Origin of the sequence: Mesorhizobium erdmanii (assembly GCF_013170725.1) — a bacterium.
Lineage (GTDB): Bacteria > Pseudomonadota > Alphaproteobacteria > Rhizobiales > Rhizobiaceae > Mesorhizobium > Mesorhizobium erdmanii.
Genome location: NZ_CP033361.1, coordinates 2,170,139 through 2,185,165 on the forward strand (window position 1 = coordinate 2,170,139; position 15,027 = coordinate 2,185,165).

The 15,027-nt window shown below is 63.5% G+C and carries 18 protein-coding genes; 6 read left to right on the forward strand and 12 right to left on the reverse strand.

Going from position 1 to position 15,027, the window contains the following annotated elements:
• Window positions 1–6: 6 nt before the first annotated feature.
• The 8 genes from flgG to EB233_RS10530 all read right to left on the reverse strand — a co-directional run bounded on the left by flgG (window position 7) and on the right by EB233_RS10530 (window position 6,086).
• Window positions 7–795: a flagellar basal-body rod protein FlgG gene (flgG, locus tag EB233_RS10495; RefSeq protein WP_064988935.1), complete on the reverse strand. Its 789-nt coding sequence runs from the start codon at window positions 793–795 to the stop codon at window positions 7–9.
• Between the two features lie 10 nt (window positions 796–805).
• Entirely contained in the window at window positions 806–1,129 is a 324-nt protein-coding gene (fliE, locus tag EB233_RS10500) for a flagellar hook-basal body complex protein FliE (protein WP_027056835.1), read from the reverse strand.
• A complete protein-coding gene (gene flgC, locus EB233_RS10505) occupies window positions 1,126–1,542 on the reverse strand; it encodes a flagellar basal body rod protein FlgC (protein WP_027056836.1) in 417 nt (138 codons plus the stop codon). The genes fliE and flgC overlap by 4 nt, the downstream gene beginning before the upstream one ends.
• Before the next feature lie 2 nt (window positions 1,543–1,544).
• The gene (gene flgB, locus EB233_RS10510; RefSeq protein ID WP_027056837.1) at window positions 1,545–1,925 is read right to left on the reverse strand and encodes a flagellar basal body rod protein FlgB; all 381 of its coding nucleotides are present in this window, start codon (window positions 1,923–1,925) and stop codon (window positions 1,545–1,547) included.
• 86 nt (window positions 1,926–2,011) lie between these two features.
• Entirely contained in the window at window positions 2,012–2,848 is an 837-nt protein-coding gene (locus EB233_RS10515; protein WP_064988934.1) for a hypothetical protein, read from the reverse strand.
• Entirely contained in the window at window positions 2,829–4,229 is a 1,401-nt protein-coding gene (gene fliI, locus EB233_RS10520) for a flagellar protein export ATPase FliI (RefSeq protein ID WP_064988933.1), read from the reverse strand. The genes EB233_RS10515 and fliI overlap by 20 nt, the downstream gene beginning before the upstream one ends.
• A gap of 1 nt (window position 4,230) precedes the next feature.
• Window positions 4,231–4,956 (reverse strand): flagellar basal-body rod protein FlgF, encoded by a 726-nt coding sequence (flgF, locus tag EB233_RS10525; RefSeq protein WP_064988932.1) that lies wholly within the window; start codon window positions 4,954–4,956, stop codon window positions 4,231–4,233.
• 2 nt (window positions 4,957–4,958) lie between these two features.
• A complete protein-coding gene (locus EB233_RS10530) occupies window positions 4,959–6,086 on the reverse strand; it encodes a DUF1217 domain-containing protein (RefSeq protein WP_425487728.1) in 1,128 nt (375 codons plus the stop codon).
• Between the two features lie 155 nt (window positions 6,087–6,241).
• Between EB233_RS10530 and motA the strand changes: the two genes are divergently transcribed.
• Genes motA through EB233_RS10560 form a run of 6 tightly spaced genes read left to right on the forward strand, consistent with a single transcriptional unit; the run spans window position 6,242 to window position 11,075 of the window.
• A complete protein-coding gene (gene motA, locus EB233_RS10535) occupies window positions 6,242–7,117 on the forward strand; it encodes a flagellar motor stator protein MotA (protein ID WP_027056842.1) in 876 nt (291 codons plus the stop codon).
• 32 nt (window positions 7,118–7,149) lie between these two features.
• Entirely contained in the window at window positions 7,150–8,097 is a 948-nt protein-coding gene (locus EB233_RS10540) for a FliM/FliN family flagellar motor switch protein (protein ID WP_064988997.1), read from the forward strand.
• Between the two features lie 17 nt (window positions 8,098–8,114).
• Window positions 8,115–8,501, forward strand: coding sequence for a flagellar motor switch protein FliN (gene fliN / locus EB233_RS10545; protein WP_064988931.1), 387 nt, complete (start codon window positions 8,115–8,117; stop codon window positions 8,499–8,501).
• Window positions 8,502–8,547: 46 nt separating this feature from the next.
• Window positions 8,548–9,558: a flagellar motor switch protein FliG gene (locus EB233_RS10550; protein ID WP_027056845.1), complete on the forward strand. Its 1,011-nt coding sequence runs from the start codon at window positions 8,548–8,550 to the stop codon at window positions 9,556–9,558.
• Window positions 9,559–9,561: 3 nt separating this feature from the next.
• Window positions 9,562–10,644: a flagellar biosynthesis protein FlhB gene (gene flhB, locus EB233_RS10555; protein WP_064988930.1), complete on the forward strand. Its 1,083-nt coding sequence runs from the start codon at window positions 9,562–9,564 to the stop codon at window positions 10,642–10,644.
• Window positions 10,641–11,075, forward strand: coding sequence for a hypothetical protein (locus EB233_RS10560; RefSeq protein ID WP_064988929.1), 435 nt, complete (start codon window positions 10,641–10,643; stop codon window positions 11,073–11,075). Before flhB ends, EB233_RS10560 begins: the two co-directional genes overlap by 4 nt.
• Window positions 11,076–11,172: 97 nt before the next feature.
• Here EB233_RS10560 and EB233_RS10565 read toward each other — a convergent pair whose 3' ends face one another.
• The 4 genes from EB233_RS10565 to EB233_RS10580 form a co-directional block, all read right to left on the reverse strand.
• Window positions 11,173–11,943: a helix-turn-helix transcriptional regulator gene (locus EB233_RS10565; RefSeq protein WP_064988928.1), complete on the reverse strand. Its 771-nt coding sequence runs from the start codon at window positions 11,941–11,943 to the stop codon at window positions 11,173–11,175.
• Window positions 11,940–12,650: a helix-turn-helix transcriptional regulator gene (locus EB233_RS10570; RefSeq protein ID WP_064988927.1), complete on the reverse strand. Its 711-nt coding sequence runs from the start codon at window positions 12,648–12,650 to the stop codon at window positions 11,940–11,942. The genes EB233_RS10565 and EB233_RS10570 overlap by 4 nt, the downstream gene beginning before the upstream one ends.
• A gap of 598 nt (window positions 12,651–13,248) precedes the next feature.
• Window positions 13,249–14,280 carry a histone deacetylase family protein gene (locus tag EB233_RS10575; RefSeq protein WP_064988926.1) on the reverse strand — a complete coding sequence of 344 codons (1,032 nt, stop codon included), beginning with the start codon at window positions 14,278–14,280 and terminating at the stop codon, window positions 13,249–13,251.
• 23 nt (window positions 14,281–14,303) lie between these two features.
• A complete protein-coding gene (locus EB233_RS10580; RefSeq protein ID WP_027056851.1) occupies window positions 14,304–14,957 on the reverse strand; it encodes a TetR/AcrR family transcriptional regulator in 654 nt (217 codons plus the stop codon).
• Window positions 14,958–15,027: the final 70 nt, after the last annotated feature.

Below are 15,027 nucleotides of genomic sequence, written 5' to 3' on the forward strand. Positions count from 1 at the left end.
CATCCCTTACCTGATGTTCTTGGAGACGACCGAGGCCATGTCGTCGGCGGCCTGGATCACCTTGGAATTCATCTCATAGGCGCGCTGCGCGGAGATCAGTTCGGTGATTTCCTTGACCGGGTCGACGTTGGAGGCCTCGAGATAGCCTTGCTGGATGGTGGCGAAGCCGGGATCGCCGGGCACGCCGACATTGGCGGGACCGGAGGCCGTCGTTTCCTGGAACAGATTGTCACCGAGCGGTGCTAGACCGGCCTCGTTGGCGAAATTGGCGATCTGAAGCTGGCCAAGCGTCTGCAAGGCGGTCTGGCCGTCGATGCGGGCGAAGACCTGGCCGGTCTTGTTGACGATCACCTCGACCGCGTTGGTCGGTACGGTGATGGCCGGAATGACATTGGCGCCATCCACCGTCACCAGCTGGCCGGTGGCGTTGGTGTTGAAGGCGCCGGCGCGGGTATAGAGCGTACCGCCATCGGCGCCCTCGATCTGGAACCAGCCCCTGCCGGTCAGGGCCATGTCGAAGCTGTTGCCGGTGCTGGTCAGTTCGCCCTGTGTGTGCACGTTGCGCACCGCCGTCGTCTTGACGCCGAGGCCGATCGAAACGCCCTCCGGCACCAGCGAGGCGTTGGAGCGGTTGGGCACGCCTTGCGTGCGGTCGACCTGATAGAGCAGGTCGGAGAATTCGGCGCGCGCCCGCTTGTAGCCGGTGGTGTTGATGTTGGCGATGTTGTTGGCGATGACTTCCAGATTTGTCTGCTGGGCATTCATGCCGGTTGCGGCGATGGCAAGTGCTTTCATGGCCTACTCCTCAGATACCCATTCGACTGACTTCGAGATAGGCCGAAACGACCTTGTCGCGGATGGCGACGGCGGTCTGAAGCGCCTGCTGGGCGCTCATCACTGCATCGACGACCTGACGGGTGTCGGCATCGCCCTTGAGCGCCTGGAGCGACACCTGCTCGGCATTCTGCAGCGTGTTGACGGTCTTGGCGGCGGCCTGGCTGACCGCTTCGGCGAAGGAGGTGCCGAGGTTGCCTGACGTCGCCGGCGCGACACCGCCCTGCAGCAAGTCGGTCGCCGTATCGCCCAGCCCGGGCTTCAGATTAAGCGCGCCGATGCCGTTCACGATCATTGGTTCCTCATCAGGTCGATGGTCATTGAAATGAGGTCGCGCGCCTGCTTCACGACTTGCAGGTTGGCCTCGTAGGAACGGTTGGCCTCGGTCATGTCGGCCATTTCGATCAGCACGTTGACGTTGGGCATCTTGACGTAGCCCTTCTCGTCGGCGGCCTCGTTGCCGGGCTGGAACTCGATGGGAAAATCACTCGGATCGCGGTCGATCGAATTCACTTGGACCGTCGAGCTGCCGGAGGCCCGGTCAAGCTCGGAGACGAAGCTGATGGTCTTGCGACGATACGGGTCGGCGCCGGGCGTGGTGCCGGTCGACTGGGCGTTGGCGAGGTTTTCCGAAACCACGCGCAGGCGCTCGGACTGGGCGCCGAGGCCGGATGCTGCGACTTTCAGGGCTGCGGTCAGCGCGTCCATGGTCAGCTCTTCACCGCCATCATCATCATCGAGTGGAAGGCCTTGACGATCGCCGTGTTGAGCTCGAAGGAGCGGCGCACCTCGCCGGCCTTGAGAAGCTGGTCCTCAAGCACGACGGAGTTCTTGGACGGCATGACGACGCCGTCATCTTCCTGCGGCTTGATGGTGAAGCCGGCATTGGTGGCCGCGCTGCCGAGGTGGCCGGCCTCGGTGGTCTGCAGCGACACCGCGGTACGGTCGAGCACCTTTTCGAAAGGCTCGACATCGTTTGCCGTATAGCCCGGCGTGTTGGCGTTGGCGATGTTGCCGGCGATCGCCGACTGGCGCACCGAAAGCCACTGCGCTTGCTTGGCGGCAAGATCGAAAAGGGAAACGGGCTCCATGGGAATCTCCGGGCATGTGCCCAAAGACTAGGCCGCCAGTCTTGCGCGGACCTTGCGGGCGCCCGCAAGGTCGTACCGCGACGGCCCTACCTGGAAAGCTGGATCACTTGGTTGGTGCTGGTCAGCATGACCCATTTGCCGTTGCGCTGTTCGATCGACGACACCGTGCTGGAGTCCGGCAGCGTCGAGCCGCGCTGGACGATCCACAGGCCGGTGTCGTCCTCGATCATGGCGCGGCCGTTGGCGACATGGACCATGCGGAATTTAGCGACATCGGCGGGGAAGGGCTGGTCGCCGGGCGGCTGTGCCGGAGCGGCATCTTTAGGCACTGCTCCGGTGGCGAACAGGTCGATGCTGGTATTGGGAAGGTCCTTGGCCGTCAGCGGCGCGCTGCGCGAGGCGACCACGCCGCCACCCTCGCGTCCCGAATTGGTGCCCGTGCCGCCAAACTTGATCGCCTGGACGCCGAACTGCTCCTGGTTGAAGAAGATGTACCAGGGAAACAGTGCACAGATCAGGCCAAGCGTGACGCCGAGCGCGGCGATGACGAAGTCGCTGCGGCGGTCCGGCTTCTTGCTCAACTTTGGAAATTGCGGCTTTGGCGGTTGTGGCCATTCGGTGACGGGAAACAGGCCGTCGATCAGCGATTCGCGGCTTGCCTGCGTCATCTCGGCAGGATCGACGCGGGGAATCATGTGGGTGGCCGGCACGGCGGTCCGACCCAGAACAGGCTCTGATCTGGGTAGAGCCGGCTTGACCGCTCTGGCCAGAACAGCCGCGGTCTTGGCGGCCATGGCGCTGGCCGCCTTTGCCTTGGCGCCCCTCTCTTCCTCGGCGCGCGCTCGCTCGGCGGCGTTCGCCTCGGCGATCATCTCGTTCAGGATGCGCTCGGTATATTGGCGTTCAGTCTCCTGATTCGGCATTCAGCTTTCCCTTGAGATGGCGGGCGAGATCGGAGAACGGATCGGTCGACGGGCGGTCCCTGGGCGATTGCGTAAGCGCCTCGTAGATCAGCGGCACCTGGCGCACGGCGATGTCGAGCTCGGCGTCGACGCCGCCCTGATAGGCGCCGAGCAGGCGGATGTCGCGCGTGTCCTCGAAGCGGGAGATCATCGACTTCAGCCGTGTCACCAAGGCGCGCTGTTCGGCGCTCCAGGCCTTGCCTGCCAGGCGCGATATGGACGACAGAGGATTGACCGGCGGATAGCGGCCCTGTTCGGCGATCGCGCGGTCGAGCACGACATGGCCGTCGAGGATACCGCGCACGGAATCGGCGACCGGATCGTTGTGATCGTCGCCGTCGACCAACACCGAAATGATCGCGGTGATCGAGCCCTTTCCCTCCGCGCCAGGCCCCGCGCGCTCGAGCAGCTTGGGCAGTTCGGTGAAAACCGAGGCGGGATAGCCGCGGGCGACCGGCGGCTCGCCGGTTCCCGTCGCCACCTCGCGCAGCGCATGGGCGAAGCGGGTGATCGAATCCAGCACCAGCAACACACGCTGGCCCTGGTCGCGAAAGTGCTCGGCGACGCGCATGGCGGTGTCGGGCGCGCGGCGGCGCATCATGGCGCTCTCGTCGCTGGTGGCGACGACAGCCACGGTCTTGGCCATGCTGTCGCCGATCGTGTCCTCGAGGAATTCGCGGACTTCGCGGCCGCGTTCGCCGATCAGCGCCACGACGACGGTGTCGAACGCGTCCGCGCCGGCGAGCATGGCGAGCAGCGTCGATTTGCCGACGCCCGAACCCGCAAAGACACCCATGCGCTGGCCGAAGCAGAGCGGGGTGAAGATGTCGATGACCTTGACGCCGGTCATGAAGGCGGTGCCGACGCGCTGCCGTGCCATGGCACCGGGCGTGGTGACGCCATCCGAGAGGTCGTCGCCCCTGATCAACGGCGGACCGCCATCGATCGCCCGGGTGAGCGCGTCGATGGTACGGCCGCGCCATGAGCCGTGCGGCGCCACGGCGAGCGGACCCCTGCGGAACACCGCATCGCCGATGCCGGCATCGGCGCTGCGTTCGAAGGGCGCGACGACAACCTCGTCGCGGCTGATCTTGACGATTTCGCCGCGGCGCGCGCCGGCCTGGCCGCGCTGCTCGACGATGTCGCCCAGCCTGGCGAAATCGGAAAGGCCGCGCACCTTGTAGTGGGTGGGCGTGACTTCGGTGACGAGGCCGCCACGCTTGACCAGCCCGTCGCCGTTGCCGAAGCGCCTGATGACCCGTTCCAACGCCGCCAGCCGATCCTCCGGCGCCGGCTGGACCTGTCTTTCGGGTGCGCGGATGGAGGGCTGGCCTGATGTCATACTACGACTTCGAGCCGAGCGTCTTGATCGCCTCGTCGGTGGATGAATCGGTTTGGCGCATCAGGGCAGCTGTGTTCTCGAAGGCGCGCTGGACCATGATCAGCCGCGTCATCTCCATCACCGGATTGACGTTGGATTCCTCCACGAAACCCTGGGCGATGCCGACATCGGAGCGATCGGTGACCGGCTCGGGGGTGCGCGAAGGCACGATGCCGGAATTGCCGTAGCGCACGAAATTCTCGCCCGGGTCGAAATTGTAGAGGCCGATCGAGCCGACAAGCTGGTCGTTCTGGCGCAGCGAGCCGTCGGCGCCGGCCTTGGGCGGGCCGTTGCGGGGGTCGAGCTGGATCGGTGCGCCGCCGGCATCGAGCACCGGATGGCCTTCGAGCGACATCAACTCGCCATTATCGTTCATCGAGAAGCGGCCGTCGCGGGTCATGACGGTGCCGGCCGGCGTATCGATGGCGAACCAGGCATCGCCCTGGATGGCGAAATCGAACGGGTTGCCGGTCTCGCTCAGGGAACCATGGGCGCCCGAAAGATAGGTCTTGCCCGACGACGCGAAGGACACCGATTTCTGCCCGGTGCCCGACACCACGTCCTCGAATTTCACACCGGTGGCGCGAAAGCCGACGGTGTTGGCGTTGGCGACATTGTCGGCGATCGTGTCGAGCCGGCGCTCGAGCGCCATCTGCGCGGAAAGGGCGACGTAGAGACTGTCCTGCATGACTAGAACTTCAACTTCTGCATGGCCATCATAAGGTCGGTGGAAATGCCCGACGTGACCGGCTGGGCGAATAGCACGCTGACGGACGACACGGCCGGAGACGTTGGATTGTTGATCTCGTACATGCTGGTGAAGCGGGTCAGGAACTTGGTGAGTTTCGCGGGATCGGTGAAATCCGTGAGGTCGAGCTTCTGCTCGAACAACTGCGCCTGCTTGTCGATGTCGGCCGTGGCGAAGGAATCCGGGAGCCCCAGCGCAGTGCGCACGACGCTGGCAAGGGCGGTGTCGGCCAGCACGTCGTACCAGCTGGTGATGTCGGGCGCCTTGCGCTGGAAATAGAGCGCCAGCCGAACACCTTCGTTGGTTTGGCCGGCGTCCTCTTCCAGTGTCTGGCGCAGATATTTGTCAACCGTCGGCTGCTGCGCCGGATTGATGGTGGTGGCGTTCTCGCCATTGGCTTGGAAATTGAAGGCCAAAGCCAAGCCTGCGTAAGCCGGGTTCGTCTGCGTGTTGGCGACGCTGCCAGGGTCGCTGACCTTACTTTGCAGGACCTGCTTGATCAGGTCCTTGTCCTCGGTCGCCGAGTCGAGACCGTATGCGGCCAGGGCATAGGTGTAGAGCCGGCTGTTCGACATCAGGTCGTCGACGGACTTCACCTTGGTGATGTTGGCGAGGTAGTAGGTCGTCTCGCCCTTCACATAGTCGGAGTTCGGATCGAGGCCGGCGATCTGCGCCTGCGTGGCGTAATTCTTCGTCACCAGTTGCTGGGCGCTGTTATAGATGGTCGCATCGGGGCCATTGGCGGCGAAGTTGAAGGCGCTCACGAATTGGGCGTAGCGCTTGTCGGTCAGCTTGTTGGCGAAACTGTTGGGATCGGTGACGCCTTCCTTAAGCGCCTTGACCATGAAGGCCTTGGCATAGTCCATGTCCCCCAGCCCGAAGGCCTTCATGGCATATTTGAACAGCCGGTCGTTGTTGACGAAATCGTCGATCGATTTCACCTTGGTGATGTTGGCGAGATAATACTGGGTGTCGCGATCGACCGTCGGCTGTTGCTCGATCCGGTCGATCGACTTGTTGATATCTTTGGCGATCAACTGGTAGCTGGTAAAGGTATTGAGCAACGTCATGCCTCCGGCCGAAGCTTAATATCGCGACCATAACCTGACATCCTTGCGCGAAACTGAATCGCCGACATTCGGATCCAAGGCAGCCCGGATTCAAGCCTCACACAAGGCACGGGGACTATCCCTTTCAACTGACGTGAAATGCGGAAGGACATGCCGTGGGCATTCTCATTGGACTTGTGGTGACGCTCGGCTGCGTCCTTGGCGGCTTCATGGCCATGGGCGGGCATCTGCATGTGCTGGTCCAGCCTTGGGAAGCCGTGGTCATCTGTGGCGCCGCACTCGGTACCTTCCTGGTCGCCAACCCGATGAAGACGGTGAAGGACACCGGCAGGGGCATTCTCGAAGCCTTCAAGCAGGCGGTGCCGAAGGAACAGGATTATCTGGAAACGCTCGGCGTGCTGCACAGTCTGATGCGTGAACTGCGCTCGAAGTCGCGCAGCGAGGTCGAGGCGCATATCGACAATCCGGAAGAATCAGCCATCTTCCAGGCCTTTCCGACGGTACTGAAGAATCACGACCTGATGAGTTTCATCTGCGACTACTGCCGCATTATCATCATCGGCAATGCCCGCTCGCACGAGATCGAGGCGCTGATGGACGAGGAAATCCAGACCATCAAATCCGACAAGATGAAGGCCTATCACGCACTGGTCGCGGTCGGCGACGGCCTGCCGGCGCTTGGCATCGTCGCCGCCGTGCTCGGCGTGGTCAAGGCGATGGGCGCGCTCGACCAGTCGCCGGAAATCCTCGGCGGCCTGATCGGCGCGGCCCTGGTCGGCACCTTCCTCGGCATCTTTTTGTCCTACGCCGTGGTCGGGCCCGTGGCCACCAAGATCAAAACGGTGCGCGAAAAGAAGAACCGCCTCTACATCATCGTCAAGCAGACGCTGCTCGCCTACATGAACGGCGCGCTGCCGCAGGTGGCGATCGAATTCGGCCGCAAGACCATCTCATCCTATGAACGGCCGACCATCGATGCCGTCGAACAGAGCACGATGAACACCGGCGGCGCCGAGAAGAAGGCCGCTTGAGCGATGCACGACAGATCGGTGCCGACACGGTCATGACCAGCCCAGGCAGCCCCGCGCAAGCGCGCTCGCTGATCATCGAGCGTCTGGTCGGCGACAGCGGCGAGGCCGATCAGGTCATCGATGCCGGCCGAGCCATGGCCGAGCGCGCAGTTCCACTGCTGCAGAAGGGGCTTTCGGGCGAGCTCGGCGTCCCCGTGATCGTCGACCTCAGGGCCGTCGAGGTCAGCCGCGTCCCCGAGGCGCGCTCGCATGCCGGCGACACGTTCGCCATGACCGTCGTCGGCTCGCCGGCTTCCTCGGATGCGATGACGCTCGTCATCGACGCTGCCGCGATCGCGATCATGGTCTCCACGCTGTTTGGCGGCGATCCGGACATGCCGACATCACCGATCGAGCGCGACCTGTCACCGATCGAGACCGACGTTTCGACCATGGTGTTCCAGGAGGTGGCGCAGGCCTTGAACGGATCGGGGCGGCGCTCGCTCGATCTGCGGCTGCCGGTACCGCGGGCGATATCCGGCGTCGAGGCCAGACACCATGTACTGCGCGACGGTGCTGCCATCTGTATCGTTCTTGGCATCTCGACACCGGTCGACAGTGGCTCCATCACCGTGACGATGCCGCAGCGTGTCGTGCTTGCCGGCCGCGACGGCACCGCCAGCGCCAGCGAGGACGATCACAGCACCAGTTGGCGCGCACGTTTTTCGGAAGAGGTGATGCGCTCGACTGTGGCGCTGGAAGCCACCATGCCGCTGGCACGGCTGACGCTTGGCGACCTTGCCAATCTCGAAGTGGGACAGGTCATCGACTTCGAGGAAACGGCGCAATCACGGGCTCGTCTCAGCGCCCGGGGCCAGACGCTGTTCGTATGCGAGTTCGGCAAACTGGGGCAGAATTACACCGTCCGAATCAGGCATCCTTTCGATGCCGGGCAGGATTTCATCGATGGGCTCATGCCGGCCGGTGCCGGGCGCGCCTGAGCTTTTGGAGACGACGCATGGCCAAGACCAAAGTGGAAGCAGAGCTCGACCAGCCGGACGAGCAACTCGATCGCGCCATCGAGGAATTGCGCGGGGTCCTGCATGAGGAAGAGCAGCGGCCCGATGCGGCGTTCAGGGCGGCCGCTGGCGCCAATTCGAACGTCATCATGAACATTCCCGTCGATGTCCAGATCATCCTCGGCAGCACCGAGATGGCGGTTTCCGATCTGATGGCCCTGCAGAAGGGGTCGACAGTGGCCCTGAACCGCCGCATAGGCGAACCGGTCGACGTCGTGGTCAATGGCCGCAAGATCGCGCGTGGCGAGATCACGGTGCTTGAAAGCGACCCTTCACGCTTCGGTATCAGGCTGACCGAAATCATCGCCGGCACGAAGGGCGCCTAGACATGGTTGGTGGGGCTTGCCGGTTGCAGCGGAGGCGAGAGGCAGCATGACGCCGCTGACGACCCTGACGCGCGCGCAGAAGGCGGCCGCCATATTGGTGGCGATGGGCAAGCCGTCCGCCAGCCGCCTGTTGAAATTCTTCAAGCAGGAAGAACTGAAGGCGCTGATCGAGGGCGCCCGGCTGCTGAGGACCATTCCGCAGAGCGATCTCGAGCGCATCGTCGCCGAATTCGAGGCAGAGTTCACCGAAGGCGCCGGCCTGCTCGATTCCGCCGACAGGATGGACACCATCCTCAACGAATCGCTGTCACCCGACGAGATGAACGCCATCATGGGCAACAAGAAGCCGGAGGCGGCACCCGAAGGGCCGCCGCCGATCTGGCCCGATCTGGAAAAGCTCGAACCCTCGCGGCTGGGCACTTTCCTGGCCGGCGAACATCCGCAGACGGCGGCCATGGTGCTGTCGAAGCTGGGGCCGCAGGCTGCGGCAAGCGTGCTTCTGACGCTGGACAAGTCCATGCGCGGCGAAATCATCAAGCGCATGGTGACGATGGCCAACGTTCCCGACGCCGCCGCCAGAATCGTGGAGAACCGGTTGCGCGCCAGCGTGCTGTCGGAAACCTCGACCAAGGACACGTCGGCCGGGCAGGCGCGCGTCGCCAGCGTGCTCAACGAGCTGGACAAGCCGCTGCTCGAGGAGGTCATGCAGGACTTGGAAGCCGCCGGCACGCCCGACCTGGACGGGGTGCGGGCACGGCTTTTCGCTTTCGACGACCTGCCGCTGCTCACCCAGAAGGCGCGCGTGCTCCTGTTCGACGGGCTGTCGACCGAGCTTGTCACGCTGGCGCTGCGCGGCTCGTCGGCGGCGCTCGCCGAAGCGGTCCTGTCGGCGATCGGCGCGCGGTCGCGGCGCATGATCGAAGCCGAACTCGGACAGGGGTCGGACGGCGTCCCTGCCGCCGATATAATGACGGCGCGCAAGACCATCGTGACGACCACCATCCGGCTGTCGCGCGAAGGCGCATTCGAACTTCCCTCGACGCAAAACGCTGCTTAAGGGATGTCCGACGCCACCGACAAGGACTCCAAAACCGAAGAGGCGACGGAAAAGAAAGTCCGCGACACCATAGAACAGGGCAAGCTGCCCCATTCGAGGGAAACCGCGATCCTCGCGTCCTTCGTCGCCATACTGGTGTTCACCGTCTTCTATGCCAAGGATGCGGTCGTCAACCTCGGCATGTTCCTGTCGATGTTCCTCGAGAAGCCCGAGGCGTGGCCGATGGACACCGAGACCGATGTCATCGAGCTTTACAAGATCGTCATGCTGGAAGTGGGTCGCGCCGTCGTCAGCCTGCTGGTGCTTTTGACCGTCGCGGGCATCGGCGCCTCGGTGCTCCAGAACATGCCGCAATTCGTCGGCGAGCGGATCAGGCCGCAGCTTTCGCGCATTTCGATCACCAAGGGCTGGAGCCGGATGTTCGGTGCCCAGGGCTGGGTCGAGTTCCTGAAATCCCTAGCAAAGGTGGGCTTCGCCATCGCCGTGCTCACCTTCACGCTGTCGGAGGATCATCGCAAGCTGCTCGCCGGAATGATCACCAACCCGGTCGCTTTCGGCCTCGTCATCCGCGGCATTGCCGTCGACATACTGGTGGCGATCGTCTTCGTCATGGGGCTGATCGCGGCGATCGACATCGTCTGGTCGCGCTTCCACTGGAAGCAGGACCTGCGCATGAGCAAGCAGGAGGTCAAGGACGAGTTCAAGCAGTCCGAGGGCGACCCGATCGTCAAGTCGCGGCTGCGCTCGCTGGCGCGCGACCGGGCGCGCAAGCGGATGATGACGGCGGTGCCGCGCGCGACGCTGATCATCGCCAACCCGACGCACTACTCGATCGCGCTGAAATATGTGCGCGATGAAGATTCGGCACCGCTGGTGGTGGCCAAGGGGCAGGACCTGGTGGCGCTGAAAATCCGCGAGATCGCCAAGGAGCATAACATCCCGATCTTCGAGGACGTGGCGCTCGCCCGCTCCATGTACAAGCAAGTTTCGGTCGATAATGTGATCCCGTCGCAATTCTACCAGGCCGTCGCCGAACTGGTGCGGATCATCTACTCGAAAAAGGCTGAGCGCAGACAGATTTCATGAACCGCCAACCGCACGCAAAATCCCGTGAGATCATCGTCGCCAGGGCCATCGAGCAGGTGGTCGGCGAACTGAGGCTGATCGATGTCGCCGACTACATCGCCTTCATCCGGCTGGAGCATTTCGCCTGCCTGTCGGACCTTGTCGATTCAGCGGTGGAGCTGTTCTTCATGCCGGGCACGCTCAGGCTCGGCCATGGCGGCGAGGCGCATGTCGACTGGAGCGGCAATCCGCGCATCGTGCTCGATCTGGAGCTTCGGCCGCCGGGGGTGACCGTCTATTTCCAGCTGACGCTTTGCGGGGCCGGCAATTCGGTCGCGGTCAATTACGTGTCGTTCGAAAAGCCTGGCGAGGATCCCGAGCACAACACCGCGCTGCTGGAGGCGGTGATCGACCAGGCCCGGATCCGCAAGGTCGAGCCGCTGGCCTTCTGAGGTCTGTCGATATGCAGGCGAGGCCGCTCTGCAAATGGCGGCTCCCTGAATCCAAACAGACCTCGAAGGCTCGTCGCTTGACTGCTCGACCAGATGGCTACTCGATCAGACCGAGCCGCAGCGCCTTGGCAACGGCCTGATTGCGGTTGGTGGCGTTGAGCTTCTGGGTCGACTGGGTCAGATACTGATTGGCCGTGTGCACCGACAGCTTCAGGAGCCGCGCGATCTCCTCGCTGGTGTTGCCGTTGGCGGTCAGCTTCAGGCATTCGAGTTCGCGCTTGGAGATGGCGCGCATCCTGCCGGCATCACCCGGACGGATACGCGCGACCGCGGCGAACAGCGAAAAGCAGCGGGCGTGGATTTCGTAGAGCGCGTCCTGCGGCAGCGTGATCTCGGATCCCAGGAAGACGACGAGCCCGCACTGGCCGCGATCGGCATGGACGGGAAAGGCTATGCCGCTGGTGCCGGGCGCCAGCGGCGCCATCTGTGCGGTCCAGGCGAGGTTGCCGAACATTTCGGCCATGGCCGCCATGCCGTCATCCGTCCACCAGCGTGGCTCCGTCGAGTTGTGGGTATGGCGCACGATCTCCTCGCCATTGGCGCCCGAGATGAACTTCGTCGCCACGGCAATACCGGGGTAGTCGGAATCAAAACACGGAACCAGCCGCGCCCGCTCCGGCGACGGGCTGACGAAGTACAAGCCGAAAGCCGAGGCGTTGATGTCGACCGATATCCAGCGGCAGCGGCGCACGGCGTCGGGAACGGTGACGGCGTGGTGCGTTTCGGAGCCGAGCGAGAAGGCACCGAAGGGGCTGCGCTGCTGGTTGAAAAGGGCCTCCGCCGCGTCCTTGATTTCAGCGTGTTTCAAATGATGCCACTCCTGATCGCCGTGGCGATTGCCATCGCGCGGTTCGAGGCCGCGAATTTCTGGATGGCGTGGGTGATGTAGCTGTTGACGGTGTTGGAGGACACGCCGAGGATGACCGCCACCTCATCGGTGGTCTTGCCTTCCGAGACCCAGAACAGGCATTCGCGCTCGCGGTCGGACAGCGGATCCTGCATCGCCGCGGCGGCGATCAGCTGTGGAATATGCGAGAGCGCGTAGCAGCATTTCAGCTGCGCCTTCATCAGAGCCGGCTGGTCGATCTTGCCAGCCGTCGCCGCCGAGAACAGAGCGAACAAGCGCTGCCGACCGACATTCAGCCGCAGCGAATAGATCTCGGCGTGGCCGAGTACATCGAGAAGGCGGGCTTCTTCGCCCGAGACAAGCCCATCCGTATCCGGTGCCTGCGTGGCCACCAGCGATCTGGGGCGGAATCCTGGCGCGACAGTGAGCGCCCCCTGGGCAAGGCTGGCGATCAGTCGCTTGCCGATCAGTTCGATGGCGTCGAAGATCCAGTTCGAGGAGACGATGCGCGCGTCATTGCGGTCCTGGTCATGGACGATGGCAACCAGCATGTAGCTGTCGGCGCCGATCTCAGCGGTCAGTTCCATGAAAAAGCTGGTCAGATCACCGCGCGACGCCAGGCGCGAGCCCAATGTGTCGGATTGAAGAAGCGCGGCGGGACTGCTCATTTTTTGCTTTGGCCGGAATCGTTTCTGCTGTCCGGATGCTGGAGGCCAGCCGCCGAAACCGAAAACGCGTTACTTTCACGAGACTCATACGAGGCGCGTGGCCGCGCCAATCAGACGGAATCCATTCAGGGAACGCGACATCCGCGTCTGGCGCCGGAAACTCCGGAACGTGAGACTTTGGGTGGTTGCCGCGCCCCCCGAGGACCGGCTGATTCGGTTCTAATCTACCCGCAGTTGAATCCGACATCAAACGCGATTTGACAAAATCGAATCCGATGGACTCACGTGCGACTCAGGAGACGGTTCTCGCGACCGTTGCGCCGCGAAAATGCCGGGACCGCGCAAGCCGCCCATATCGGCATGCGGGCCGTCGGGGTAGATTCGCAGGCGCCCGAAGGGGCACGCACCTCGTTTGCCTGGCTTTTGCGGCAGGTGTGATCGCGGGGCCGGCGGGCGACTATCCCGGTCGCTCACGCAAAGCGGCCGTACCTATGGGGACTGCGAGCACCGGTGCCGCGACGTAGCTGGGTGAAAAGAAAAAGGGCGGTCATCCCGCCCTCTTTTCACGCCTGTTGGTATCTGTCCCGGCTTTGCTGGCTCACCGATCTTCAAAGCCGGTCAAGACGCCGACGGCATTGATGCCGATCTCCTCGACGGCATAGCCGCCTTCCTGGACGAACAGCGTCGGCAGGCCGAGCTTTGCGATGCGGCGGCCGATCTTCGGATAGTCCGCGCTCTTCAGCTTGAACTGGCTGATCGGGTCCTTCTCGAAAGTGTCGACGCCGAGCGAGACGACGACGATGTCAGGCGCGTAGGCAGTGAGCCTGGCGCACGCATCCTCCAGCGAAGCATTCCAGGCGTCCCAGCCGGTGCCGAAGGGCATGGGATAGTTGATGTTGAAACCTTCGCCGGCGCCGGCGCCGCGTTCATCGGCATGGCCGAGGAAGAACGGATACTCGACCATGGGATCGCCATGCAGGTTGAGGACCTGCACGTCGGCGCGGTCGTAGAAAATCTCCTGCGTGCCGTTGCCATGATGGTAGTCGACGTCGAGGATGGAAACACGGCTGGCGCCCTGGTCGAGGAACCATTGCGCGGCGACGGCGGCGTTGTTGATGTAGCAATAGCCGCCCATGAAGCCGGCCCCGGCATGGTGGCCGGGCGGCCGGCAGAGCGCGAACGCCGAGTTCTCGCCGCTCTTGACCAGGCCGGCCGCGGTCAGCGCCACGTCGTAGGAGGACTTGATCGCTGCCCATGTGCCCTCGACGAAGGTGGCGCCGCCGTCGAAGGAATAGTAGCCGAGCAGGGCGTCGATGCGCTTTGGCGGCACGTCGCCGCGCAGGCCGCGCGTCGGCCAGGTGAAGGGCATTGCCGTGCCCGTGTGGCCTTCGGCTACCCATTGCGGCCAGACGGTCGGCAGGAAGTCGATGTATTCCGATTTGTGGACGCGCTTGGCGGCGGCGAGGTCATGTTCCAGCGGTGGAATGATCGGCCCGAGCTTCTCGCTCTCGACCCGAGCCTTGATGAATTCGGCGCGCGAAGGTTTTTCAAAGCCCGGCACGATGGCTGATGTAACCAGTTCCATCTGGCCGGCATGGCCGGCATGAAGCGGCGAATAGACAGTCTTCATAAAATTCCTCTCGAAATGCGAAATCAGTCAAGGTTGAGATAGGGGTTCACCAGAGCCAGCCACATGGCTTCGACATCGTCCTCGATGAGGTCGAATGTCCTGCGATCTCTCTTCAGTCCGACAAGCCGGCAGGCGTGCCCGACCTCCATCATCACCAGGCCGAGCCGCTTGGCGATCTTGTCTTCGAGCGCAGGATTCACATGCCGCAGCCAGGCGGCGTAAAGCGCGATGATCTGCTCGTCGTATTCGTCCTGGATAGGCCTGAGATCGGCATTGCCGGATATCGCCTCGATCACCGGCATCAGGGTGGCGTTGTCGAGATAGATCGTGGATGTGTCGATAAAGAGCTTGCGCACTTCCTGGCGAAACTCGTCGCGGTTGGTAGGCCGGGGAACCTTGATGCGCTTCTCGATCACCTCGGGAAAGGACGACAGCCAGCGCCGGGCGAGGTCCAGAAGGATGGCCTCCTTGTTGGGAAAGTATTGGTAGACCGAACCGACCGACAGGCCGGCGCGTTGTGCAATGGCGAGCGTCGTCGGTGTCCTGGTTCCCTGTTCCCGCGTCAAGGTCAGCGCGGCGTCGAGAATCCTGTCCACCACCTTGCTCGAGCGTTGCTGCCGCGGCTGCTTGCGCGGTTCGAGCGCCATCCTGGTTTCGCGACTGAGACTGCGCTTCACTGCTCGACGTCCTCGTTCCCTGCCGCGCCTCAACACAGGTGCAGGGTGCTGTCCACAATACATTCGAAAT